The organism is Streptomyces sp. NPDC020747 (assembly GCF_044334695.1).
Lineage (GTDB): Bacteria > Actinomycetota > Actinomycetes > Streptomycetales > Streptomycetaceae > Streptomyces.
Genome location: NZ_JBIRTJ010000001.1, coordinates 672,750 through 696,234 on the forward strand (window position 1 = coordinate 672,750; position 23,485 = coordinate 696,234).

Below are 23,485 nucleotides of genomic sequence, written 5' to 3' on the forward strand. Positions count from 1 at the left end.
CGTCCGCCGTACGCATTTACGGGCCGCCCCCGCGGTGCAACGGTGCCCGCAGGGGGTGACACACCATGGCACAGACCCATGAGTGGATGTTCTACGAGGTCATGTGGCGCGGCTGGGCGGGCAGGCGGCAGGTTCCGTATCCCGTGCCCTGGTGGGCGCAACAGGCCTTCCGGCACTGGAGCGACGACTTCGACGCCGGCACGTACGAGTCGAAGGAGGCGGCCTTCGCCTCGAACGCCCTGTACCGCTACTGGCACATGGTCGGCGTCAAGGACCACCGGCAGGAGTCACTGATCGGGCAGGCCGGCGAGATCGAGCCGGTCTACGACAAGTACTGTCTCTCGTTCTTCCTGCACGATCCGGCGACGCGCAGGCTGCGACTGCCCCAGCTCCCCAACGACGGAAACGTCGAACAGCGCATGGAGGCACCGCACTTACCGGTCGTCCTCACGACATTCCGCACGCCGGAAGGCGTCGAGTTCGTGCAACGGACCTTCGCCACACCCGTCGGCGCACGGCAGCGGGACCTCGTCGTCTCACGGGTCACGGTGAGCAGCCCGACCGGGCAGCCGCACGAGGGGCTGCTGTGTGCGGCGGTCATGCCTGCCGGGCCGAGCGGGTTCCAGCGGCACGACCGCAACGGCCGTCAGGTCACCGACCGACGGCTGACCTATCTGCGTCATCTGCCGGACGAACAGCGCGTGGAGACCAACTCGGGGTGGGGGCCGGTCTTCGACACCCCGCCCGAGCAGTACGGCGTGTACGGCAACCCGGACTCCTCTTTCGATCCGGACGCGTATCTGACGCACAGCCCGTTCCACGACCTGGTGACGGGCGGGAAGCTGAACGGCGCCCTGGACGCGCAGGACCAGGTGGCAGGGCTGTGCAGTGCCGTTTTCGCCTGGCCGTTCAGGGTCACCGCGGACGAGGTCTTCGAGCTGGACGTACGGCTGCCGGTCGATCTGTACGCGGGTGCCGACGACCTCGCGGAGCTGAAGGGGACACCGGCGACCGAACTGGAGACCGCCAACCGCGACTTCTGGTCGGCGAAGCTGCTGGGCCAGGGACTCCAGCCTCAACTGCCGTCCCCGGTAGGTCATCTGACGGATCTCTTCCGGCAGTCGCGGTCGCAGCTGCTGATCCTCTCCGACCATGGCGAGATCCATCCGGGCCCGACGGTCTACGACTCGTTCTGGATCCGTGACTCGTCGGTGGAGGCCACGGCCTGCTCACTGGTAGGTGATTCGGCCCTGGCCGAGCACCAGTTGGGCACGCACTACCCGCTGCGGTTCAACCGTGGCACCGGCCGGATCGGCCCCTGCGCCGAGTACGGCTTCTACGGCGGCCCGCACGAGAAGGACGACCGCGAGTGGGACAGCAACGGCCAGGCGCTGTGGGCGACCGGCCGGTTCGACCGCACCATCGGCCGACAGGCCGCGTTCGGGGCGAAGTTGTACGTCCCGTACGTGCGCGACGCGGCTCGCTGGCTCCGCGACAACCGTGACGGGTACGGGCTGTTGCACAGCGGCTGGAGCGCCGAGCACCTCGGTGAACGCGACAAGCCGCACTACTGGGACGACCTCTGGGGTGTCGCCGGGCTGTACGAGGCGGCGCGTCTGGCGGAACGGATCGGCGCACCCGAGGTACCCGAACTCTGGGCCGCCTTCGACGACTTGAAGCGGGCCACCGGGGACTCCATCCGCTGGGTGCTGGCCGAGCAGCGCGCTCGCGGCGCCTGGGAGACGTACATCCCGACCGGGCCCGCCGACGTCGGGCGGCTCGACTCCACGATGATCGGCACGGCCGCCTACTTCCACCCGCTGCGCCTGCACATGGGCGGCAAGCTGGGCGAGGAGGTCGACCGGGCCGCCCGCCACACCCTGGACACGATGTACGCGCACTTCGTCACCGGCGGCTATCGCCACGAGGCGGCCTGGAACGCGTACGGGCCCTATCTGACCCTGCAGTTGGCGCACGCGTACCTGCTGGCGGGCGATCCCGTCCGGATGGACGCGCTGCTCGGCTGGACGGTCGGCGCGGGCTTTCCCCGAACGGCGGGCCGGGTGGCGGCACTTGGCGCGTGGAACGAGCAGCACGCGTTCCCGGTCGCCTCGGACTTCACCGAAGTCCCGTACCGGCCTTGGTACATGGGCGACATCCCGCACGGCTGGGCGGCGGCCGAGTATCTGCTGCTGATCCGCGACATCCTCTTCTTCGAGGCGGACGAGGACCGCGATCCGCATCTCTACATCGCGCCGGGCGTGCGTCCGCACTGGGTGCCGCAGGGCGAAGAGGTCGCGGTGGCGGCGGCGCCCACGCTCTTCGGGAAACCGTTCGGGTACCGGCTCGCGCACGATCCGGTGGGGCGGACGGTGACGGTCGACATCACGGAGGCTCCGGACGGGGTGCGGTTCGTCTATCCGTGCCGGTTCGGCCGGGTGCGGGCGGTGTCCGCCGACGGGCGGGACGTGGAGGTGACGGGCCAGGACGTGCGGGTGCCGGCCGGGACGGAGCGGTTCACCGTGACGTACGAGTGACCGGCGCCGCCGTCAGTACCGCTGCTGGTGCTGCTGGTGCTGCTGGTCCTGCGTGCGGCGGAGACTGAGCCGCTCCTTCTCGGACAGGCCGCCCCAGACGCCGAAGCGTTCGTCGTGGTCGAGCGCGTATTCGAGGCAGGCGGGGCGCATCTCGCACAGTCCGCAGATGCGCTTCGCCTCACGCACCGAGCTGCCCGGCTCGGGAAAGAAGAACTCGGATCCGGTCTCGGCGCACAGTGCCTGTTCCTGCCAGGAGAGGTCGGGCGCGGCAATGGTGTCGTTGTGCATGCCCAGGATCGTGCCGCGCACCGAAAAACGTTCGATCAACGCCGGATCAATGACTGGTCCCGGCACCGGTTCATGAGCGCGGCCCCAATGATGACTCCCGCGGGCCGACGATCGCACGGCGGCGCGCTCCCAGAGGGGCGCGGGGCTGTGTCACTTTGCGGCTCCGCCGGCGCGACAAGCCCCCACCGCCCCGCGCACCCACAACCGCGAGACCCCACCTCACACAGGGACCACCTGACTACCAAGAGTCATTCCGAACCCCGCCAAGCCCAGCGGCAGCGCTCCGGCAGCGATTGTCAGTGTGCGGTGCCAGACTCGGCGGTACAGGCAACGGGACCCCTCATGAGGAGGGCAACATGCTCACCACCCGTTTCGTCACCGGCGCCCCGAACTGGGTCGATCTCGGCATGAGCGACATCGACGGCGCCACATCCTTCTACAACGCCCTCTTCGGCTGGGACTTCCGGTCGGCGGGACCGGAGGCCGGCGGTTACGGCTTCTTCCAACTGGCGGGAAAGACCGCCGCCGGCGGCATGCAGACCTCTCCCGAGCAGGGCCCACCGTCCTGGAACGTGTTCTTCCAGACCCCGGACGCCGACGCCACCGCCAAGGCCGTCGAGCAGACCGGCGGCAACGTGCTCATGGCGCCCGACGACGTCATGGAGGAGGGCCGGCTGGCCGTCTTCAGCGACAGGGCGGGCGTCTCCTTCGGCGTCTGGCAGCCGCGCCAGCTGCGCGGCATCGACATCGCGGGCGCCCCGGGCTCCCTGTGCTGGGTCGAGCTCTACACACCGGACATCGCCGCGGCGGCAGCTTTCTACCACTCCGTACTGGGCCTGGAGACCTCGGCCATGCCGTTCCCCGGCGGCACGTACACGTGCCTCAATCCCGCGGAGGGCGGCGAGGACTCCATGTTCGGCGGTGTCGTCCCGCTGGCCGACGACCCGATCGAGCGGGAGACAGGGGCCTACTGGCTGCCGTACTTCGAAGTCACGGACGCCGATGCCGTGGTCGCCAAGGCCGAGGAACTGGGCGGCACGGTCCGGATGCCCGCCACGTCCGTGGAAGGCGTCGGCCGGACGGCCAAGTTCGCCGACCCGTACGGCGCGCGCTTCGCGGTGATCAAGAGCGAGCCGCGGAGCTGACCACACACCTGCCGACGGGACAGACCTCAAGGCAGACAGCAAGACAGGCGGTTGCCGGGTTCCCCCGATCGGAAATCGGCCACCGCGCCGTCACATACCGTCGACTTCTGAAGGCAAGCAGATTTCGAGAGCGCTCTCAGTCATAACCCTTGACGCCCCAACTCCCCCTGGGAACAGTGGTGTCGCAGGGCGCCGATCCCCCACGGGTCGGCCCGCCCCTGCCTCCCCCCACACCCCAGGAGACTTCCGTGATCTCACGCAGAGCGTTCCTGTCCGGAGCCGCGGCCGTCGGAGCCACCGCAAGCTACCCCGTCTGGGGAAGCGCTCTCAGCCCCACCGCCGAAGCGGCCCCCGCCACATGTGAACTCGCCCTCAAGAACGCCTCGTTGCCGGGCACGGTCCGCGCGTACGTCACCGGGCACGAGCAGTCGACGGGCAACTGGGTGCTGCTGCGGGCCGACGGCGGCGTCTACCGGCCCACCTCACCGTCGGCGCCGCAGACCCCGCTGCCCGTCGACTGCGCCATCCCGCTCGGCGCCGCCGGCTCGGCACCGAAGGTCCTGACACTGCCTCAGATGTTCGGCGCCCGCGTCTACTTCGTCCGGGACAGCACGCTCAACTTCTTCCTCAACCCGGGCCCGGCGCTGGTCGAGCCCGCGTTCGCCACACCCGCCGACTCGAACTACGGCAAGACCTGGTCGTTCTGCGAGTTCACGTTCAACACCCAGCAGCTGTACGCCAACATCAGTTACGTCGACCTGGTCACCGCCCTTCCCATCGGCCTGACCCTGGAGGGCGACGCCACGCACACGGTCGCGCCCCTGCCCAACGGCGCGGTCGACAGGATCGCCTCGGACCTCACGGCACAGGCGGCCAGGGACGGCCAGCCCTGGGACAAGCTGGTGATCCGCGGCAACGGCGGCTCCGTACTGCGCGTGATCTCCCCGCAGAACCTGATGGCCCCGTACTTCGACCCGCCCGCCGAGATGCCGTTCCGCAGTCTCTGGAACAGCTACATCGACGAGGTGTGGGCGAAGTACCGCTCGACGGACCTGAGGATCGACCTCCAGGGCGGCCGGGGCACGCTCGCAGGGCGGGTCAGCGGTGACACGCTCACCTTCGCGGGCGGCCACACCTTCGCCAAACCCACGTCGAAGGACATCTTCACCTGCAACCACGGACCGTTCACCAACAACCCGGGCGACTCCGACGACAAGAAGGCCCTCCTCGCCCGCCTCGCCGCCGGCTTCAACCGCTCGATCATGCTCACCCGCCCCACCCAGCCCAACGGCACGACCACGGCCGACTACTACAAGGGCTCGGCCGTCAACCACTGGTCACGCGTCGTACACGCCAACTCGCCCATCGGCTACGCCTTCCCGTACGACGACGTACGCCCCGACGGCCAGCCCGACGTATCGGGCGCGGCCCACGACGGCAACCCACGCCGCTTCACGGTGACGGTCGGTTCGTAGCAGGCTCGCCCCTTCAGGGGCGCGGGGCTGTGTCGATCTGCGGCTTCACCGCGGGGCGCGAGCAACCCCCACCGGCCCGCACCCGGAACACAGCCCACCCCGCGGAGCGGTTACGCCGAGGCCCGCCGAACCAGTGTCGTCGGCAGCACGACACTGGACGGTGCCCCCGCCAAACCGCCGGAGGCCACCGCGGAGGCGGTCCGGTCGAGACCCCGCAACAGCAACCGCGCCATCAGCCGGCCCATCTCCTCGATGTCCTGCCGGACCGTCGTGAGGGGTGGGTCGGCCTGCTCGGTGAACGGCAGCATGTCGTCGAAGCCGACCACGGCGACGTCCTCGGGCACCCGCCGCCCCAGCTCACGCAGGACGCGCATGGCGCCCACCGCCGTGAGGTCGTTGGCGGCGAACACCGCGTCCAGGTCGGGGCAGCGGTCGAGGAGTTCCCGCATCGCGTGCTCACCGCCCGCCGGGGTGAAGTCGCCCTCCGCGATCAGCTTCGGGTCGGCCTCCACCATCACGTCCCGGAACCCGTCGAGCCGGTCGACAGCCGAAGTCTGGTCGAGGGCGCCGGTGATGTGGCCGATGTGCCGACGGCCCAGCCCGACGAGATGACGTACGGCCTCTCGGGCGCCGCCCCGGTTGTCGCAGTCGACATAGACCGCGCCGCGCGAGCCGTCGATCCAGCCGGGCCGTCCGCCGTACACCGTCGGCACACCGTGGATGAGGCCGGGCAGCGGGTCGTCGAGGTGCAGCGAGAAGACGAGCGCGCCGTCGACATGGCCGCCGGCGAGATAGCGGGCCACGCGCGCGTGGTCGTCGCGCCCCTCCGTGAGCAGCAGCACGAGCTGCGAGTCGTGAGCCGTCAGTTCCTTGCTGATGCCCCGGAGCTGAAGTGCGAAGAAGGGGTCCGCGAAGACCTTGGTCTCCGGTTCGGCGATCACCACGGCGACGGCGTCGTGCCGCCGGGTCACGAGGCTGCGCGCGGCCTGGTTGGGCACGTAGCCGAGTTCCTCGACGGCCTGCCTGACCCGCTCGACCAGGGGCTCCCGCACACCGTCACCGCCGTTGACGACACGCGACACGGTGGCCCGGGACACTCCGGCCCTGGCGGCCACGGCCTCCAGGGTCGGACGGGGCTCTGTCGACTGCTCGGACACCTCGGGGCTCCTCAGGGCGGCGTTTGCGGATCAGGATAGCCGCCGTACGACGCGTCATTGAGAGCGCTCCCTGTTCAGGTGGTCGAATGTGCTTCCCTGGAAAACCGCCTTGCCGGCGCCCCGAAGGGACGCGAGGAACCGCGCGGCAGGCCACATCGAACCCGCGGACACCAACCGGCCCCTCCAGCGGTGCCGTCAGTGCTCGTGCGGCTCGTACCCCGGGATCGTCCCGTCCGTCTTCTTCACCAGGAACAGGCCCGCCATCCCCATGTCGGAATGGCTCTGGACGTGGCAGTGGTACATCCACGCCCCGGCCCCGACGCCCTCCCCCGCGATCACCTGGAATCCGAACGAGTCGGCGGGCCCCACGATCTTGTTGTCGATGACCTGGCTCGGGTCGTCGGGGCCGGTCAGCAGGCCGGTGCGGTTGTCCGCCCAGCGATGACCGTGCACATGGAACGTGTGGTAGTACTCGCCGTGCGTGATCATCACGAACTCGACGCGATCGCCCACCGTGGCCTCGAAGTCGGGGCTCTGGTGGCCGGGCCTGTTGTTGATCGTCATGTCGTTGAAGACGATCGTGTGCGTCTTGTCGGGGAGGATGTCTCCCTTGCGGCGGACGATCACAGGACCGTAGAGGCCTTTGCGGAGCCCGCCCGTGCCGTGTTCGGTGCCGACGACGTGGTCGTGGTAGTGCCAGTAGCCCGCGCTGCCCGCCCGCCAGGTGCCGTCCTTGCGGCGACCGGGGGCGTGGGTGCGCCAGGTGTACGTACGGGTGTCGCCCGGTTCGACCTGGGACCTGCTCAGCTTCGTGCCGTCGCTGGAGATCTCGTAGTCCACGCCGTGGACGTGCAGACTCGCCGCCACGTCCATCGTGTTCTCGACCTCGATGTGGGCGGTGTCGCCCTCGTTGAGTTCGATCAGCGGGCCGGGGATCGAGGCGTTGCCCTTCTCGAAGCCGTAGCCCATCGAGCCGTCGGCCAGCTTCTCGATGTAGAGCTTGAGGTGCTTCACCTCGCCGCCCGCGGGCGCGGTCCGGACCGGACTGTCCGCGGAGGTCGCGTCCTGCGCCGCCACGAGCGACAACGATGTCGCGACGGTGGCCACCGCGGCCCCGCCCAGCACCATGCGCCGACTGAGGCCGCGTCTGTCCATGTCGTCCGTGGTGCCCATGCCGAACTCCCCCAACCTGGTGCGGAATCAACGGAATTGACGGAATAGAAGGACCGAGTGACAGAGACGAACCCGGGAGACGGTAGTGGCATCGCGCCCGTTTATCCACACCCAGGACAAAGTTCGCGCGATCCCGGTCATACCTATTGGCGAGTTCCACGAAAAGGTCTAGCTTCCATGGCGCTGTTGCTGTGACGCGAGTGAGCCAAAGGGACCCAGGCTGTAGCACCCCGGCGGCGAACCGAGCCCTAGAGGAAGCAGAGGGGTGGGTGACCACATGCGGTTCACACCGCATCAAAAGCCCTTGACCGTACGAGGGTTGAGCAGAGGTAGACGGAGAGGCTGGGCGGCCGCGCTGGCCGCCGGAGTCGTCACCGCGGGCGTCCTCTCGGGGCCGGCCGCGAGCGCGCGCCCGGCGCCCGACCCGGCGCTGACAACGATGTCGATCAAGTCGCCGCCCGGCGGCGCCGACGTTCGCGTGCTGATCTTCCACGGCTCCGCGGCGAACGGCGAGGAGTCGCCCGTCGTCAACGCCGGGATCGAGGCGATCGAGGACATCGGCCTGACCGGGCCGGCGGCACAACGGTTCAGCGTGACGGCCACGGACGACGCCTCGGTCTTCACCGACGACACGGAGCTCAGCCGCTTCAACGCCGTCGTCTTCCTCACCGGCGGCGGAGACATCCTCGAACCGGAGCAGGAGTCCGGTCTGGAGGCGTACATGGAGGCGGGCGGCGGTTTCCTCGGCGTCCATGACGCGGCCCGCGCCGAGCCCTACTCCGACTGGTTCACGGGACTCGTCGGCGCCCGTCCGGCGGCCGGCAGCCCAACCGCCGTGCAGCGGGCGACCGTTGAGGTCGGTGACCGCCAGCATCCGGCCGCCAAGGACCTCCCGCTCCAGTGGAAGCGCCCCGACCAGTGGCTGAACTGGGTCAAGAACCCGTCCGGCGACGTGCACACCGTGGCCCGCGTCCGCGAGTCGACGTACCAGCCGGGCGACAGCAAGAACGGCGCCGACCACCCGGTGTCCTGGTGCCGCGACTACGACGGCGGCCGCTCCTTCTACACCGGCATGGGCGGCACGGTCTCCTCTTACGACGAGACGGACTTCCGCGCCCATCTGCGCGGGGCCCTGAACTGGACGACCCGCATCGCGCAGGCCGACTGCAAGGCCACGATCAACGCCAACTACAAGGCGGAGCGCCTGACCCAGCCCAACCAGCCGGGCCAGAACGACCAGATCGGCGAGCCGCACGGCCTGGTCACCGCGCCCGACGGCCGCGTGCTCTACATCGGCCGGGGCGGCGCCGACTCCTCGCAGCCCGTCGTCACGGACTGGAACAACCCGGACATCGGCAAGGGCAAGGGCGAGATCCACGTCTACGACCCGAGGACCAAGAAGGTCACGCTGGCCGGTGCGCTCACCGTCTTCGGCAACAAGGGCGGCGGCGACGAGCTCATCAAGGTCGAAGAGGGCCTGCTGGGCATCGAGTTGGACCCGCGGTTCGAGGAGAACGGCTGGGTGTACCTGCACTACACGCCGCACTCCCGGATCAACCGCGACACCCGGATGGCCGAGCGCTACGTCTCCCGCTTCACCCTCAGCTCGACCACGGGCAAGCTGGACATGTCCAGCGAGAAGGTCCTGCTGAAGTGGCCGGTGCAGATCCACAGCTGCTGCCACTCGGGCGGCGGTATGGCGTGGGACTCGAAGGGCAACCTCTACATCGCGACCGGCGACAACAACTCCAGTGGCTTCAGCAGCGGTTACTCGGGCAACAACCCGCAGCCGAACTACAAGGGGGTCTCCTTCGCGGACGCGCGCCGCACCGCGGGCAACACCAACAACCTCAACGGCAAGATCCTGCGCATCCACCCGGAACAGGACGGCACGTACACCCTGCCCGAGGGGAACCTCTTCACCGGCAAGGAGACCGCCGAGGGCGGCGGCAAGACGCGCGGTGAGATCTATGTGATGGGTGTCAGGAACCCGGCACGCATCTCGATCGACAAGAAGACCGACACGCTGTACGCGGGCTGGGTCGGCCCGGACGCCTCGGCGCCGTCGACGACCTGGGGTCCGGCGAAGTACGACACGTTCGCCGCGATCACCAAGCCGGGCAACCACGGCTGGCCGTACTGCATGGGCAACAAGCAGCCCTACCGGGACCGCAACCTGCCCGATCCCAACCAGCCGCTCGGCTGGTACAACTGCGACGCGCCGAAGAACGAGTCGCCCAACAACGACGGTCTCGTCAACCTTCCGCCGGTCACCTCCAACACCATCTGGTACTCGCCGCAGGGCGGCGGCCCGGACTTCCCCCGCGACGCCAACGGCATCCCGTCCTACAAGGTCGAGGACCAGAAGTTCCTGCTGCCGTGGCTGAAGGGCGGCGGCCAGGCGGCGATGGACGGGCCGGTCTACCGGTACGACGCCACGACGGCGAGCACTGCCAAGTGGCCCTCGTACTGGGACGGAAAGTGGTTCGTCGGCGACTTCTACGACGCCGACCAGCCGCGGCACGCGGTGCTGCTCGACCCCAAGACGGCCGGGCAGGGCGGCATTCCGGTGCACGCCGAGTCGCTGAAGAAGATCATTCCCATCGGCAACGACGGCATCAAGAACCTCATGGACTGGAAGTTCGGCCCCGACGGCACGCTGTACGTCCTCGACTACGGGCGCGGCTTCTTCACGTCGGACTCCAAGTCCGCGCTGTGGCAGGTGACGTACAAGGGCGGTGGCCCCACTCCTGCCGCCGATCAGCTGGCCAGGGAGGCGCAGTGACAAGCGTGACGGACATGCGAAGGCGAAGAACTGGACGGCTGTGGACGGCACTTGTGGCGTCGCTGCTGATGGTGCTCGGGCTCGCGTCCACCTCGGCGACCGGCCAGACCGACGGCGCTCCGGCCGGCGCGGCGGCGGCCGCACAGACACTCACGTGGACGGCCGGCGACGACATCACCAAGTACGCGTCCGCACCCACCACGGCGGTCGCGGGCCCCACGACGATCGTCTTCGAGAACAGCAAGGCGACCGGCAACACCATGGGAATGCCGCACACGTTGACGTTCGACGTGTCCGACCCGGAGTACCAGAACGACGTACCGCTGAACATCCTGGCCAACCCGAACGACGACCAGGGCGGCAAGTACACGGCCGAGGTGACACTCACTCCCGGCCGGTACCGCTACTTCTGCACCATCCCCGGCCACGGCCAGATGCAGGGCATCCTCGTGGTCACCGAGGGCACCGGTGAAGACACCACCGCGCCCGAGACCGCGGCGGACGTGAGCGGTACGCGGAACGCGGACGGCGCGTACGTCGGTTCGGCGACCGTGACGCTCAGCGCGACGGACGCCGGTTCGGGTGTGGAACGGATCGAGTACGCGATCGGTGACGCGGGTGCCTGGCAGCCGTACACCACGCCGGTGGTGGTCGATCAGGTCGGCGCCCACCAGGTCCGCTACCGGGCGCTCGACAAGGCCGGGAACATGGCCGCCGAGAAGGCGGAGTCGTTCACGGTGGTCGCCAAGCCGACGGACGACACCACTCCTCCGGAGGCCTCGGCCTCCGTGACCGGCGAGCAGAACCCGCAAGGGGAGTACCTCTCCATGGCGACCGTCACGGTGACGGCCTCCGACACCGGTTCCGGCGTCAACACCATCGAGTACGCGCTCGGTGACGCGGGTGCCTGGCAGCCGTACACCGCCCCGGTCATGGTCCACGAGGTGGGCACCCACAAGGTGCGCTTCCGGGCCACGGACAAGGCGGGCAACGCGGCGGCCGAGAAGTCCGTCTCGTTCACCGTGGTCGCACCGCCCGAGGAGGACAAGACTCCCCCGGTGACCGGTGTGAGCGTCGACGGCACGAAGAACTCGTCCGGGGCGTACATCAACAGCGCCAAGGTGACGGTGACCGCGACGGACGCGCACGGTTCGGGGGTCGAGGCGATCGAGTACTCGCTCGACGGCGGGCCCTACCTCGCCTACACCACTCCCGTGGTGGTCGACCGCGTGGGCGCGCACACGGTGGCGTACCGCGCACGCGACAAGGCGGGCAACACCTCGGACGCGCGTACGGTGAGCTTCACGATCGCCCCGGGCGGCGGTGTTCCGGCACCCAACTGTGCTGAGTACGACGAGCGGTTGACGGTCATCGTCGGCACGATCGACTCGGGCGTGCCGAACCGGATCACCAACAGCCGTTGCCGCATCAACGAGTTGATCGAGGACGAGAAGGAGTGGACGTCCCACGCGCTGTTCCTCAAGCACGTGAAGACGGTCCTGGACGCCCTCCTGAAGGAAGGTGTCGTCGTCGAGCGCGAGTACGACCTGATCAACGAGGCGGCCGAGGAGTCCGGCATCGGCAGGCCCGGCCAGACCGAGGGCTACCGGACGATCCTCGACGGTACGCCGGCGTCGTTCGCCAAGTGGCAGCACGTGGGCGGCGGTTCGTTCGGTCTGAACGCCGACGGGACCATCACCTCGGGCACCTCGAAGGCCGGGCTCGGCATGCTGTGGTTCCCCGAGCGCAAGTACGGGGACTTCTCCCTGAAGCTCCAGTGGCGTGACGACGCGCCGGGCACGGGCAACACCAACTCCGGTGTGTTCGTGCGGTTCCCCGGGGTCCACAACCACCCCGAGGAATCACGGCCCGAGTGGGTCGCCATCAAGTACGGGCACGAGATCCAGGCGTTCGACAGCCCAACCGGCGACATGTACAAGAGCGGTTCGGTCTACGGCTTCGACCGGGTGGGTCTGGCCGGTGCCGGTGTCACCCAGAAGGGCACCTGGAACGACTACGAGATCCGTGTGGTGGACCAGCACTACTCGATCTACCGCAACGGTGTGCTGATCAACGAGTTCGACAACACCGGTGGCCAGGACTTCACCCCGCCGCGCTCGGACGACCCGGGCACGGACGGGCGACGGTTCGCCTCCGGCTATCTCGGACTGCAGGTGCACGGCACGACGGATGTCGTCTCGTACCGGGACATCAGGATCAAGGAGTTGTGATCAAGGAGTTGTAGGGCCGTTCTCCTTCTTGTTCCTGGCCCTGCTCGGCTGTACCCGCTTCGGCTCGCCCGGCATCTTCGGGTACTCGGGCGGGTACGGCAGATCGCCCAGGCCGTGGTCGTGTTCGTCACGGCTGGCGAGTTCGAGCAGGGCTTCGAGGGAGTAGGCGTGCTCGTCCATGTCCGCGTGCACATCGCCTAGTCGGGTGAAGCGCGCGGGCATGGTCGCGAGGTCGAAGTCACGGGGTACGGCGTCGGGGACCTCGTCCCAGGTGAGGGGCGCCGACACCGGGGCGTGCGGGCGGGGGCGTACGGAGTAGGCGGAGGCGATGGTGCGGTCGCGGGCCGTCTGGTTGTAGTCGACGAAGATCTTCTCGCCCCGCTCCTCCTTCCACCAGGCCGTGGTCACCTGCTCCGGCATCCGCCGCTCCAGCTCGCGGCCGACTGCGATCGCGGCCCGGCGGACCTGGGTGAAGGTCCAGCGAGGCTCGATCGGCACGAAGACATGCAGGCCGCGACCTCCGGATGTCTTGGGAAAGCCACGCAGATCCCCGTACTCGTGAAGCACCTCACGCAGTTCGTGGGCGGCGCGGACGGCGTCGCTGTAGTCGGTGCCCGGCTGAGGGTCGAGGTCGATGCGCAGTTCATCTGGGCTGTCGACGTCGTCACGGCGTACGGGCCAAGGGTGAAAGGTGAGCGTGCCGTACTGGGCGGCCCACACGACGGCGGCGGCCTCGGTCGGACACATCTCGTCGGCGCTGCGGCCGCTGGGAAAGGTGATGTGGGCGGTAGGAATCCAGTCGGGCATGTTCTTCGGCGCCCGCTTCTGGAAGAACGACTCGCCGGTCACGCCGTCCGGGTAGCGCTCCAGGGTCGTGGGCCGGTTCCGCAGTGCGCGCAGGATGCCCGGGCCGACGGCGATGTAGTACTCGGCGAGATCCCGCTTGGTGAACCCGCGCTCCGGAAAGAAGACCTTGTCCGGACTGGACAACCGCACCTTCCGCCCCGCCGCCTCCAACTCCACCGCGTCTCCCATGCGAGCCACGGTAGGCGTACTGCGCATACCTCGCACATTTGGGCCTAAGCCAGCACATCGGGCGAACCGTCTCCGATCCGCGCAGAATCGGAACATGGATCTACCGGTGATGCCGCCCGTGAAGCCCATGCTCGCCAAGTCCGCGGCGAGGATTCCGCCGGACATGCACTACGAGGCGAAGTGGGACGGGTTCCGGGCGATCGTCTTTCGGGACGGGGACGAGGTCGAGATCGGCAGTCGCAGCACGAAGTCGCTGGTCAGGTACTTCCCGGAGCTGGTGGAGGCGCTGCGGGAGCGGCTGCCGGAACGCTGTGTGGTCGACGGGGAGATCGTGATCGCACGCGAGGGGCGGCTCGACTTCGACGCGCTCACCGAGCGCATCCATCCGGCGGCCTCCCGCGTGAAGACGCTCTCCGAGCGGAATCCGGCGTCGTTCGTGGCGTTCGACGTGCTCGCGCTCGCCGACGAGTCGCTGCTGGACGTTCCGCTGAGCGACCGGCGGGCGCTGCTCGTGGCGGCGCTGTCCGGTGCCACGGCTCCCGTGCATGTGGCGCCGGCGACGACGGACATCGAGGTGGCACGGCGGTGGTTCGAGCAGTACGAGGGTGCGGGTCTCGACGGGGTGGTCGCCAAGCCGCTCACCTCGCAGTACCGGCAGGACGAGCGCCTGATGTTCAAGATCAAGCACGAGCGCACGGCGGATGTCGTCGTCGCGGGCTACCGGCTCCACAAGAGCGGGCCGGTCGTCGGTTCGCTGCTGCTCGGTCTGTACGACGACAGGGGCGCGTTGCAGCACGTGGGGGTGTGCGCGGCGTTCACGATGAAGCGGCGCGAGGAGCTGATCGCGGAGTTGGAGCCGCTGCGGATGGAGTCGGCCGCAGGGCATCCTTGGGCGGCGTGGACGGAGGGCGCGGCGCACGAGTCCGCGCGGATGCCGGGCGCGCCCAGCCGGTGGACGGGCAAGAAGGACCTCTCCTGGCTGCCGCTGCGGCCGGAGCTGGTGTGCGAGGTGGCGTACGAGCACATGGAGAACGGCGAGCGCTTCCGGCACACGGCCCGCTTCCGCCGCTGGCGCCCGGACCGTACGCCGGAGAGCTGCACCTACGCCCAGCTGGAGGAGCCGGTCGGCTACGACCTGGCGGACATCCTGGGACCGCGGGACTGACCGCGGGACTGACCGGCGCCGACCGGACCGCGGTGGGCGGGGCGCACGTGGGTACCCGGACGGTCTCCATCCGGGCCCCTCGGCATGTATCGATCGGTCATCAACTTGGGCTGATCGGCCGATCAGCGCGCGCAATCAGAACCGAGCGGGTAAGGCCATCAATGAACTTATAAGCACACAATCATCAATACGAGAATTGGTGGCATCGGTGGGCATGGGACGGATGGCGCTCAGGCGGCGCCGCACGATGACGGCGGCATTGCTGGCTGCCACAGCGGCCGCCGCCCTGGCGTCGGGCTGTACGACAGCGGGCGGCCGACTCGACGACGGGCGCGGAGACGTCCCCGGCAGCACGGACAGCGGCACCCCGGAGAGCGCGGAGTCCCGCGCCCCCTCACCGCTCGCCGTGAAGATCGACAACGTCCCCGCCGCCCGGCCGCAGACGGGCCTGGACGCCGCGGACATCGTGTACGCGGAGCAGGTGGAGGGCGGCCTCAGCCGGCTGATGGCGGTGTACGCGACGAAGCTGCCGAAGGCCGTCGGCCCGGTGCGCAGCGCCCGCGAGTCGGACCTGGAGCTGCTGCGTCAGTTCAACGAGCCGACGCTGGCCTTCTCGGGGGCCCAGGGCAAGCTGATGCCGCTGATCGACAAGGCGCCGCTGCGCGCGGTGACCCCGGAGGACGACGAGAAGGCGTACTACCGGGGGGCGGACAAGCCCTTGCCGCACAACCTCTACCTGCGCCCGGAACGGCTCCTGAAGTCCGCGCCCGGAGCCGACGCGCTGACGACGGGGTTCCGCTACGGGGCCGCTCCCGCGGGCGGCAAGGCCGAGAGCACACGCACGGTCCGCTTCCCGGCGGCCCGTTTCACCTTCGACTGGGCGCAGGACCGGCAGCGCTGGCTGGTGTCGATGGACGGCGGTCCGACGGTCACGACCGACGGCAAGCGGGTGGCCGCCTCGACGGTCGTCGTGCAGTACGTGAACGTCCGGAAGTCCTCGTTCCGCGACTTCCTGGGCAACAACACCCCGTACACGAACACCGTGGGCTCGGGGACGGCGAAGGTCCTGCGCGACGGCAAGGTCTTCGACGCCGGCTGGAAGCGTCCGGCGGCCGAGGACGGCACGGAGTTCACGACGACGGACGGCAGTCCGCTGAACTTCGCGGAGGGCCAGGTCTGGGTGGTGTTCGCGAAGGCCTGAGCCTCAGCTCTGCGTGACGAGTGGCGCCGCCGGGGCGCCGGGATTGCGCAGTCCCTCCGCCGCGTCCGACACCCGCTGGAGCAGATCGAAGAAGACGGTCTGCTCCTCGGTGGAGAGCGGCGCCAGGAAGACCTGGTTCATCCGCGCCGTCCGTACCGTCAGTTTCCGGTGGACGCGTACGCCGTCCTCGGTGAGGCGGAGCAGGAAGCGCCGGCCGTCCTGGGTGTCGCGGACCTTGTCCAGGAGTCCGCGCCGGCCGAGGCGGCTGATGACCTCGGCGATGGTGGACCGGTCGAGCCCGACCCGCTCCCCCACCGAGCGCTGGTCGAGCCCCGGCTCGGCGACGAGCGCGTTCAGGACCGCGAACTGGGGTGAGGTGATCTCCTCGGAGACCATCGTGTTCCAGAGCAGGTAGTGCGCCTGCTGCAGTCGCCGGGCCAGGTGCCCGGGGTGGGCGGAGAGATCCACCGCGGCCATGTGCCCTCCTTGTTCGTTGGTGCACTGAACGATACCGGGCATCCGCTCCCCTTGTCTCGCCCTGTATCGCCTTGTCTCACCGTGCGACGAGACCATGAGCTGCGGATTACCTTGGGGTCTTGACTGCCCGGGGTTCGAATGGCAGCGTGTTTGAAACCTCGAAGAAATACTCAGTGTGCTGACTAATCTGGCCACTGACGCTCGGTAGAGATGAGGCTTCGCAGATGGACAAGGTGGTCGCCACAGCCGCCGAGGCAGTGGCCGATGTGCCCGACGGCGCGACCCTGGCGGTCGGCGGTTTCGGTCTCAGCGGTGTGCCGAACGTACTGATCGAGGCGCTGTACGAGCGCGGGGTCTCAGGCCTGGGCGTGGTCTCGAACAACTGCGGGGCGATGGAGTCCGGCCTCGCGGTACTGCTGGCGTCCGGGCGGATCGCCCGGGTGACCGGCTCCTACATCGGGGCGAACAAGGAGTTCGCACGGCAGTATCTGGGCGGTGAGCTGGAGGTGGAGATGATCCCGCAGGGCACCCTGGCCGAGCGGCTGCGGGCCGGCGGCGCCGGGATTCCCGCGTTCTACACGCCGGCGGGCGTAGGCACGCAGGTCGCCGACGGCGGACTGCCCTGGCGCTACGACGGCAGCGGCGGCGTGGCTCTGGCGTCGCCGCCCAAGGAGGTGCGGGAGTTCGACGGTACGGAGTACGTGCTGGAGCACGGGATCCGTACCGACTTCGCACTGGTGCGGGCGGCGAAGGGCGACCGGCACGGGAACCTCGTCTTCAACAAGTCGTCCCGGAACTTCAACCCGCTGGCCGCGATGGCCGGGCGGGTGACGATCGCCGAGGTGGAGGAACTGGTGGAGCCGGGCGAGATCGACCCGGACGCCGTGCATCTGCCGGGGATCTTCGTGCAGCGGGTTCTCGCGCTCACGCCCGAGCAGGCGAACTCCAAGCTGATCGAGAAGCGGACGGTCTCGGCACCCGTCACAAAGGGAGCCGCAGAGGGAACGGTGCGTGCGTGATGGCCTGGAGCAGGGAAGAGATGGCCGCCCGCGCCGCGCGCGAGCTTCACGACGGCCAGTACGTGAACCTCGGCATCGGTCTGCCGACGCTGATCCCCAACTACCTCCCGCCGGGCGTGGAGGTCATCCTGGAGTCGGAGAACGGCATCCTGGGCACCGGCCCGTATCCGACCGAGGAACAGGTCGACCCGGACCTGATCAACGCGGGCAAGGAGACCGTCACGGTCCTGCCCGGGGCCTCCTACTTCGACTCCTCGCTCTCCTTCGGGATGATCCGCGGCGGGCACATCGACGTCGCCGTGCTGGGCGCCATGCAGGTCTCCGCGGGCGGGGACCTCGCCAACTGGGCCATCCCCGGCAAGATGATCACCGGGATCGGCGGCGCGATGGACCTCGTCCATGGCGCCCGTACGGTCATCGTGGTCATGACCCACACCGCCAAGGACGGCTCGCCGAAGATCCTTCAGGAGTGCGCGCTGCCGCTGACCGGCAAGGCGTGCGTCAACCGGGTCATCACCGACCTCGGCGTCTTGGACGTCACCGACGACGGGCTCGTGCTGATCGAGACCGCGCCCGGCGTCACCGTCGAGGAGGTAGTGGCGAAGACCGCCGCGAAGGTCCGTATCGCCGACGAGCTCACTGACCAGCTCACCGAGGAGATCCAGTCGTGAAGGACGTCTACATCGTCGACGCGGTCCGCACACCGTTCGGCAAGTACAGCGGGTCGCTGGCATCCGTGCGCCCGGACGATCTCGCCGCCCACGCGATCCGTGAACTCATCGCCCGTACGCCGGAGTTGGACCCCTCCCGGATCGAGGACGTGTACTTCGGCAACGCGAACGGCGCCGGTGAGGAGAACCGCAACGTCGCCCGCATGGCCGGACTGCTGGCCGGGCTGCCCACCTCCGTACCCGGCGTGACGGTCAACCGGCTGTGCGCCTCCGGTCTCGAAGCCGTCATCCAGGCGGCCCGCGCCATCGCGGTCGGTGACGCGTCGATCGCCCTGGCCGGCGGCGTGGAGTCGATGACCCGCGCCCCCTACGTGCTGCCCAAGAACGACAAGCCCTTCCCCGCCGGGCACACCGAGCTGTACTCCACCACCCTGGGCTGGCGGATGACGAACCCGAGGATGGACCCGCAGTGGACCATCCCGCTGGGCGAGTCCGCCGAACTCATCGCCGACAAGCACAAGATCAGCCGCGAGCAGCAGGACGAGTACGCGCTCGCCAGTCACCAGAAGGCCGCCCAGGCCCAGACGGACGGCCTGTTCGACGCCGAACTCGCGCCGGTGCCGGTCCCGCAGCGCAAGGGCGACCCGCTGGTCTTCGGCGCCGATGAATGCGTACGCGCCGACGCCTCGCTGCCCGCGATGGCCAGACTCAAGCCGTCTTTCCGCACGGAGCACGGCACGGTCACCGCGGGGAACGCGTCGCCCCTGAACGACGGCGCCGCCGCCCTGCTCCTGGTCGACGAGGAGGGTCTCAAGGCCACCGGTCGCGAACCCCTCGCCCGCGTCTCCGCGACCGGCGTCTCCGCGCTCGACCCGCACTACTTCGGACTCGCCCCCGTCGAGGCCGTCAACCGGGCACTCGCCAAGGCGGGCAAGCAATTTGACGACCTGTCAACTCTCGAACTGAACGAGGCGTTCGCCGCCCAGGTCCTCGGCTGCGTCGCCGAATGGCCCGAGTTCGACCCGGCGATCCTCAACCCCCGGGGCGGCGCCATCGCGCTCGGTCACCCGCTCGGCGCGTCCGGCGCCCGGCTCGCCGGGACCGTGGCGCACCAGCTCGCCCGCAAGGGCACCGGGGTCGGCGTCGCCACCCTCTGCATCGGCGTCGGCCAGGGCCTCGCCCTCGTACTGGAGCGTTAGGAACTCTCATGGCTCTCACCCAGTCGGACATCGACATCGAGATCAAGGATCACCAGGACTCGTACGACAAGGCGGTCGCGGGCGGCGCCCCGATCCTGCACCACCCGCGGCGCGACTACGCCCCGTACCGCAGCTCGCTGCTGCGCCACCCCAAGCAGCCGCTGGTCGCCGTGAGCGGCGGCGACCCGGAGGCGGTCGAGCTGTCGGGACCGGTGTTCGGGGTCACCGACATCACCGAGCACGACAGCGATCTGACCCTCCAGCACAGGGGCGAGCCGATCGGTGAGCGCATGACCGTGTCGGGCCGGCTGCTCGACCGCGAGGGCCGCCCCGTGCGCGGCCAGCTCGTCGAGATCTGGCAGGCCAACGCCGCCGGGCGGTACATCCACCTGCGCGAGCAGCATCCGGCGCCGCACGACCCCAACTTCACCGGTGTGGGGCGGACCCTGACGGACGATCAGGGCCGGTACTCGTTCACCACGATCAAGCCGGGCCCGTACCCGTGGGGCAACCACACCAACGCGTGGCGGCCCGCGCACATCCACTTCTCGGTGTTCGGCACCGCGTTCACCCAGCGGCTCGTGACGCAGATGTACTTCCCGAGCGACCCGCTGTTCCGGTACGACCCGATCCTCCAGTCCGTGACGGACGAGGCGGCCCGGAACCGGCTGATCGCCACGTACAACCACGATCTCTCGCGGCCCGAGTTCTCGATGGGCTACGAATGGGACATCGTCCTCGACGGTCCCTCCGCCACCTGGATCGAGGAAGGCCGTTGAGCATGACCGAGACGACCGAGCGGTTGCTCCCCACCCCGTCCCACACCATCGGCCCGTTCTACGGCCACGCGCTCCCCTTTCCGGGCGGCGCCGAGGTGGCGCCCCAGGGCCACTCCGACGCCATCACCCTGCACGGGTACGTGTTCGACGGCGCGGGCACACCGATCCCCGACGCCCTGCTGGACTTCTGGCAGGCGGCCCCCGACGGCTCGCTGAAGGGCACGCCCGGCTCGATGCGCCGCGACCCGTCGACGGGCGGGTTCGTGGGCCGCAACGGCGTCGACTTCACGGGCTACGGACGGGTCCCCACGGACGCCGACGGGCACTACGCGCTCCACACGCTGCCGCCGGGCAACACCGGGCTGCCGTACATCAGCGTGTGCGTGTTCGCGCGCGGTCTGACGCATCACCTCTTCACCCGCGCGTACCTCGCCGACGGCGCGGACCCGCTGCTCGACTCGCTGCCGGCCGAGCGGCGCGCCACGCTGATCGCGGCCGAGGGCACGAACCGGACGTACCGTTTCGACATCCGCCTTCAGGGCGAAGGCGAAACGGTCTTCCTGGAGTTCCAGTGACAGCTGCCGCCCCTGCCGATCCCGTCGGTCCCACCGGTTCGGGCGATCCCGTCGGTCCCGGTGATTCCGTCGGTTTCGACGCCGGTCTGCTCGCGCCCGGCCGTGCGGGGTCGCCCGCCGAGTCCGCGACCGGTGACCGCGCCTTCCTTCAGGCGCTGCTGGACGCGGAGGCGGCACTCACCCGCGCGCAGGCCGCGCTCGGCCTCGCCCCCGCGGAGGCGGCCGACGCCGTCACCGCGGCGGCCGACGCCGCGCGCTTCGACGTCCGTGATCTGGCCCTGCGCGCACGGGGCGGCGGCAACCCGGTGATCCCGCTGGTCGCGGATCTGACGGCGGCTGTCGAGGCGGTCGAAACCGAGCACGCCCCCTATGTCCACCGGGGCGCGACCAGCCAGGACATCATGGACACGGCCGCCATGCTGGTCGCCGCCCGGACGCTGGACCTGGTCCTGGCGGACCTCGCCCGTACGGAGATCGCGCTGGCGCGACTCGCACGCGAGCACCGGGACACGGTCATGCCGGGGCGCACCCTCACCCAGCACGCCGTGCCGACCACCTTCGGACTGAAGGCGGCCGGCTGGCGGTCACTGGTGCTGGACGCGAGGGACCGCCTCCAAGCCGCACGGGACCGACTCCCGGCCCAACTCGGCGGCGCGGCGGGCACGTTGGCGGCCTTCACGGCGTACGGCGCCCCGGACACGGGTGCCCTCGTCGAGGCGTACGCCCGTGAACTGGGCCTCACCGCACCGGTGTTGCCCTGGCACACTTTGCGCACTCCCGTCGCCGACGTGGCCGGAGCCCTCGCGTTCACCGCGGGCGCCCTCGGCAAGGCGGCCACGGACGTGCTCGTCCTCGCCCGTACGGAGATCCGTGAGTTGAGCGAGGGCACGGGCGGCGGTTCCTCCGCCATGCCGCACAAGGCGAACCCGGTGCGCTCCACCCTCGTCGCCGCGGCGGCCCGCCGGGCACCGCAGCTCGCCGCGACGCTGTACGGGTCGCTGGCCGCCGAGGACGAACGGCCCGCCGGTGCCTGGCACACCGAGTGGGAACCCCTGCGTGACCTGCTGCGTCTTGTCGGCGGAGCCGCGCGCGACACGGCAGAGCTGACCGAGGGTCTGCGGGTCCACGCGGACGCGATGCGCGCCCATCTGGACCTCACCCACGGCCTGATCGTCTCCGAGCGGCTGTCCGCCGAACTCGCGCCGGTACTCGGGCGCGCCCGGGCCAAGGAACTGCTCACGCGCGCCGCGCGACGGGCCACCGCCGAGAACCGCCCGCTCGTGGAACTCCTCACCGAGGAGCCCGAGTTGAAGGACCTCGACCTCGTGGCTCTCACCGACCCGACCCAGTACACCGGTTCCGCCGGTGCCCTCACCGACCGTGCCCTGGAGCGAAGTTGAGCACCCAACAGCCCCTTTCCGACGGCAAGTCGCTCCACCACCGCGCCGAGGGTCCCGTAACCGCTCCTCCGCTTCTCCTCGGCCCGTCCCTCGGCACGTCGACGGCCCTGTGGGACAAGGTCGCGCCCGAACTGTCCGTCACCCACCGGGTCGTGCGCTGGGACCTGCCGGGCCACGGCGACTCCCCCGCAGGACTGATCGGCCCCGGCGCGACCATCGCCGACCTCGCCGCGCTGGTGCTCGCGCTCGCCGACTCGCTCGGCCTCGACCGGTTCTCGTACGCCGGTGTCTCGCTCGGCGGCGCGGTGGGGCTCCATCTCGCCGTCCATCACCCCGAGCGGGTCGAGCGGCTCGCGGTGATCTGTTCCTCCGCCCACTTCAACGGCTCCAAGCCGTGGGAGGAGCGGGCCGCGACCGTCCGCGCCGAGGGGATGGCCGGGCTTGCGGAGGCGGCCAACTCCCGTTGGTTCACCCCGGGGTTCACCGTTCCGGAGCTGATCGAGGACCTCCGCACGGCGGATCCGGACGCGTACGCGGCCTGCTGTGACGCGCTGGGGGACTTCGACATCCGGGAGCGGCTGCCGGAGATCGGCGCGCCCACGCTGCTCGTCGCCGGGCGTGAGGATCCCGCGACGCCGCCCGCGCATCTGCGCGAGATCGCCGACGCGGTGCCCGGCGCCGCGCTCGTCGAGATCCCGGGGGCCTCGCACCTCGCGCCCGCCCAGTGCCCGGAGGCCGTACTCACCGCTCTGCGCGCGCACTTCGACGGTGGCGCCAAGCGGGGCATGGAGGTGCGGCGGCAGGTGCTCGGCGACACCCACGTCGACCGTGCGCAGGCCCGGCAGTCGGAGTTCACAGCGCGGTTCCAGGACTTCATCTCGCGGTACGCGTGGGGCGAGATCTGGACCGATCCGACCTTGGCACGCCGCGAGCGCAGCATGATCACGCTGACCGCGCTGGTGGCGCACGGCCACTACGACGAGCTGGCGATGCACATCCGCGCCGCCCGCCGCAACGGGCTCACCCCGGAGGAGATCGGCGCGGTGCTGCTGCAGACCGCCGTGTACTGCGGGGTCCCGGCGGCCAACTCGGCGTTCGCCGTGGCCCAGCGGGTGCTCGCCGAGGAGGACGAGGCGACGGACTGACCGGCTGACCGGAGTTTGACGGACTCCT

At 69.7% G+C, this 23,485-nt stretch carries 19 protein-coding genes; 14 read left to right on the forward strand and 5 right to left on the reverse strand.

Annotated elements, in window-relative coordinates; translation table 11 throughout:
* Positions 1-65 precede the first annotated feature (65 nt).
* The gene (locus ACH4YP_RS02750; RefSeq protein WP_398489006.1) at positions 66-2,537 is read left to right on the forward strand and encodes a hypothetical protein; all 2,472 of its coding nucleotides are present in this window, start codon (positions 66-68) and stop codon (positions 2,535-2,537) included.
* A gap of 12 nt (positions 2,538-2,549) precedes the next feature.
* Here the strand turns inward: ACH4YP_RS02750 and ACH4YP_RS02755 are convergent, their stop codons facing one another.
* Positions 2,550-2,825: a WhiB family transcriptional regulator gene (locus tag ACH4YP_RS02755; RefSeq protein WP_398489461.1), complete on the reverse strand. Its 276-nt coding sequence runs from the start codon at positions 2,823-2,825 to the stop codon at positions 2,550-2,552.
* 356 nt (positions 2,826-3,181) lie between these two features.
* Between ACH4YP_RS02755 and ACH4YP_RS02760 the strand changes: the two genes are divergently transcribed.
* Both ACH4YP_RS02760 and ACH4YP_RS02765 read left to right on the forward strand, forming a co-directional pair.
* Positions 3,182-3,970 (forward strand): VOC family protein, encoded by a 789-nt coding sequence (locus ACH4YP_RS02760; protein WP_361051672.1) that lies wholly within the window; start codon positions 3,182-3,184, stop codon positions 3,968-3,970.
* Between the two features lie 248 nt (positions 3,971-4,218).
* Entirely contained in the window at positions 4,219-5,445 is a 1,227-nt protein-coding gene (locus ACH4YP_RS02765) for a glycoside hydrolase family 64 protein (protein ID WP_398489008.1), read from the forward strand.
* 110 nt (positions 5,446-5,555) lie between these two features.
* Here ACH4YP_RS02765 and ACH4YP_RS02770 read toward each other — a convergent pair whose 3' ends face one another.
* Positions 5,556-6,602: a LacI family DNA-binding transcriptional regulator gene (locus ACH4YP_RS02770; protein WP_398489009.1), complete on the reverse strand. Its 1,047-nt coding sequence runs from the start codon at positions 6,600-6,602 to the stop codon at positions 5,556-5,558.
* 195 nt (positions 6,603-6,797) lie between these two features.
* On the reverse strand, positions 6,798-7,757 hold the full coding sequence (locus ACH4YP_RS02775) for a multicopper oxidase domain-containing protein (protein WP_398489462.1): 960 nt from the start codon (positions 7,755-7,757) through the stop codon (positions 6,798-6,800).
* Between the two features lie 295 nt (positions 7,758-8,052).
* Here ACH4YP_RS02775 and ACH4YP_RS02780 point away from each other — a divergent pair, with 295 nt between their 5' ends.
* Both ACH4YP_RS02780 and ACH4YP_RS02785 read left to right on the forward strand, forming a co-directional pair.
* Positions 8,053-10,560 (forward strand): ThuA domain-containing protein, encoded by a 2,508-nt coding sequence (locus ACH4YP_RS02780; protein WP_398489010.1) that lies wholly within the window; start codon positions 8,053-8,055, stop codon positions 10,558-10,560.
* Between the two features lie 14 nt (positions 10,561-10,574).
* Complete coding sequence (locus ACH4YP_RS02785) at positions 10,575-12,791, forward strand: OmpL47-type beta-barrel domain-containing protein (protein ID WP_398489012.1); 2,217 nt, start codon at positions 10,575-10,577, stop codon at positions 12,789-12,791.
* Here ACH4YP_RS02785 and ligD read toward each other — a convergent pair whose 3' ends face one another.
* Entirely contained in the window at positions 12,792-13,826 is a 1,035-nt protein-coding gene (gene ligD, locus ACH4YP_RS02790; protein ID WP_398489014.1) for a non-homologous end-joining DNA ligase, read from the reverse strand.
* A 94-nt stretch (positions 13,827-13,920) separates the two neighbouring features.
* Between ligD and ACH4YP_RS02795 the strand changes: the two genes are divergently transcribed.
* Entirely contained in the window at positions 13,921-14,991 is a 1,071-nt protein-coding gene (locus tag ACH4YP_RS02795) for an ATP-dependent DNA ligase (RefSeq protein WP_398489016.1), read from the forward strand.
* A 214-nt stretch (positions 14,992-15,205) separates the two neighbouring features.
* The gene (locus tag ACH4YP_RS02800) at positions 15,206-16,192 is read left to right on the forward strand and encodes a DUF3048 domain-containing protein (RefSeq protein ID WP_398489018.1); all 987 of its coding nucleotides are present in this window, start codon (positions 15,206-15,208) and stop codon (positions 16,190-16,192) included.
* A 3-nt stretch (positions 16,193-16,195) separates the two neighbouring features.
* Here the strand turns inward: ACH4YP_RS02800 and ACH4YP_RS02805 are convergent, their stop codons facing one another.
* Positions 16,196-16,669: a MarR family transcriptional regulator gene (locus ACH4YP_RS02805; protein WP_361051652.1), complete on the reverse strand. Its 474-nt coding sequence runs from the start codon at positions 16,667-16,669 to the stop codon at positions 16,196-16,198.
* Positions 16,670-16,893: 224 nt separating this feature from the next.
* Between ACH4YP_RS02805 and ACH4YP_RS02810 the strand changes: the two genes are divergently transcribed.
* The 7 genes from ACH4YP_RS02810 to pcaD all read left to right on the forward strand — a co-directional run bounded on the left by ACH4YP_RS02810 (position 16,894) and on the right by pcaD (position 23,457).
* Positions 16,894-17,688 carry a CoA transferase subunit A gene (locus ACH4YP_RS02810; protein WP_398489019.1) on the forward strand — a complete coding sequence of 265 codons (795 nt, stop codon included), beginning with the start codon at positions 16,894-16,896 and terminating at the stop codon, positions 17,686-17,688.
* Positions 17,688-18,359 carry a CoA transferase subunit B gene (locus ACH4YP_RS02815; protein ID WP_398489021.1) on the forward strand — a complete coding sequence of 224 codons (672 nt, stop codon included), beginning with the start codon at positions 17,688-17,690 and terminating at the stop codon, positions 18,357-18,359. Before ACH4YP_RS02810 ends, ACH4YP_RS02815 begins: the two co-directional genes overlap by 1 nt.
* On the forward strand, positions 18,356-19,558 hold the full coding sequence (locus ACH4YP_RS02820) for a thiolase family protein (protein WP_398489023.1): 1,203 nt from the start codon (positions 18,356-18,358) through the stop codon (positions 19,556-19,558). Before ACH4YP_RS02815 ends, ACH4YP_RS02820 begins: the two co-directional genes overlap by 4 nt.
* A gap of 8 nt (positions 19,559-19,566) precedes the next feature.
* Positions 19,567-20,337, forward strand: a complete 771-nt coding sequence (gene pcaH, locus ACH4YP_RS02825; protein WP_398489024.1) for a protocatechuate 3,4-dioxygenase subunit beta — start codon at positions 19,567-19,569, stop codon at positions 20,335-20,337.
* A 2-nt stretch (positions 20,338-20,339) separates the two neighbouring features.
* Entirely contained in the window at positions 20,340-20,912 is a 573-nt protein-coding gene (gene pcaG, locus ACH4YP_RS02830) for a protocatechuate 3,4-dioxygenase subunit alpha (protein WP_398489026.1), read from the forward strand.
* 86 nt (positions 20,913-20,998) lie between these two features.
* Positions 20,999-22,312 (forward strand): 3-carboxy-cis,cis-muconate cycloisomerase, encoded by a 1,314-nt coding sequence (gene pcaB, locus ACH4YP_RS02835; protein ID WP_398489464.1) that lies wholly within the window; start codon positions 20,999-21,001, stop codon positions 22,310-22,312.
* On the forward strand, positions 22,309-23,457 hold the full coding sequence (gene pcaD, locus ACH4YP_RS02840; protein WP_398489027.1) for a 3-oxoadipate enol-lactonase: 1,149 nt from the start codon (positions 22,309-22,311) through the stop codon (positions 23,455-23,457). The genes pcaB and pcaD overlap by 4 nt, the downstream gene beginning before the upstream one ends.
* The last annotated feature ends 28 nt before the right edge of the window (positions 23,458-23,485 follow it).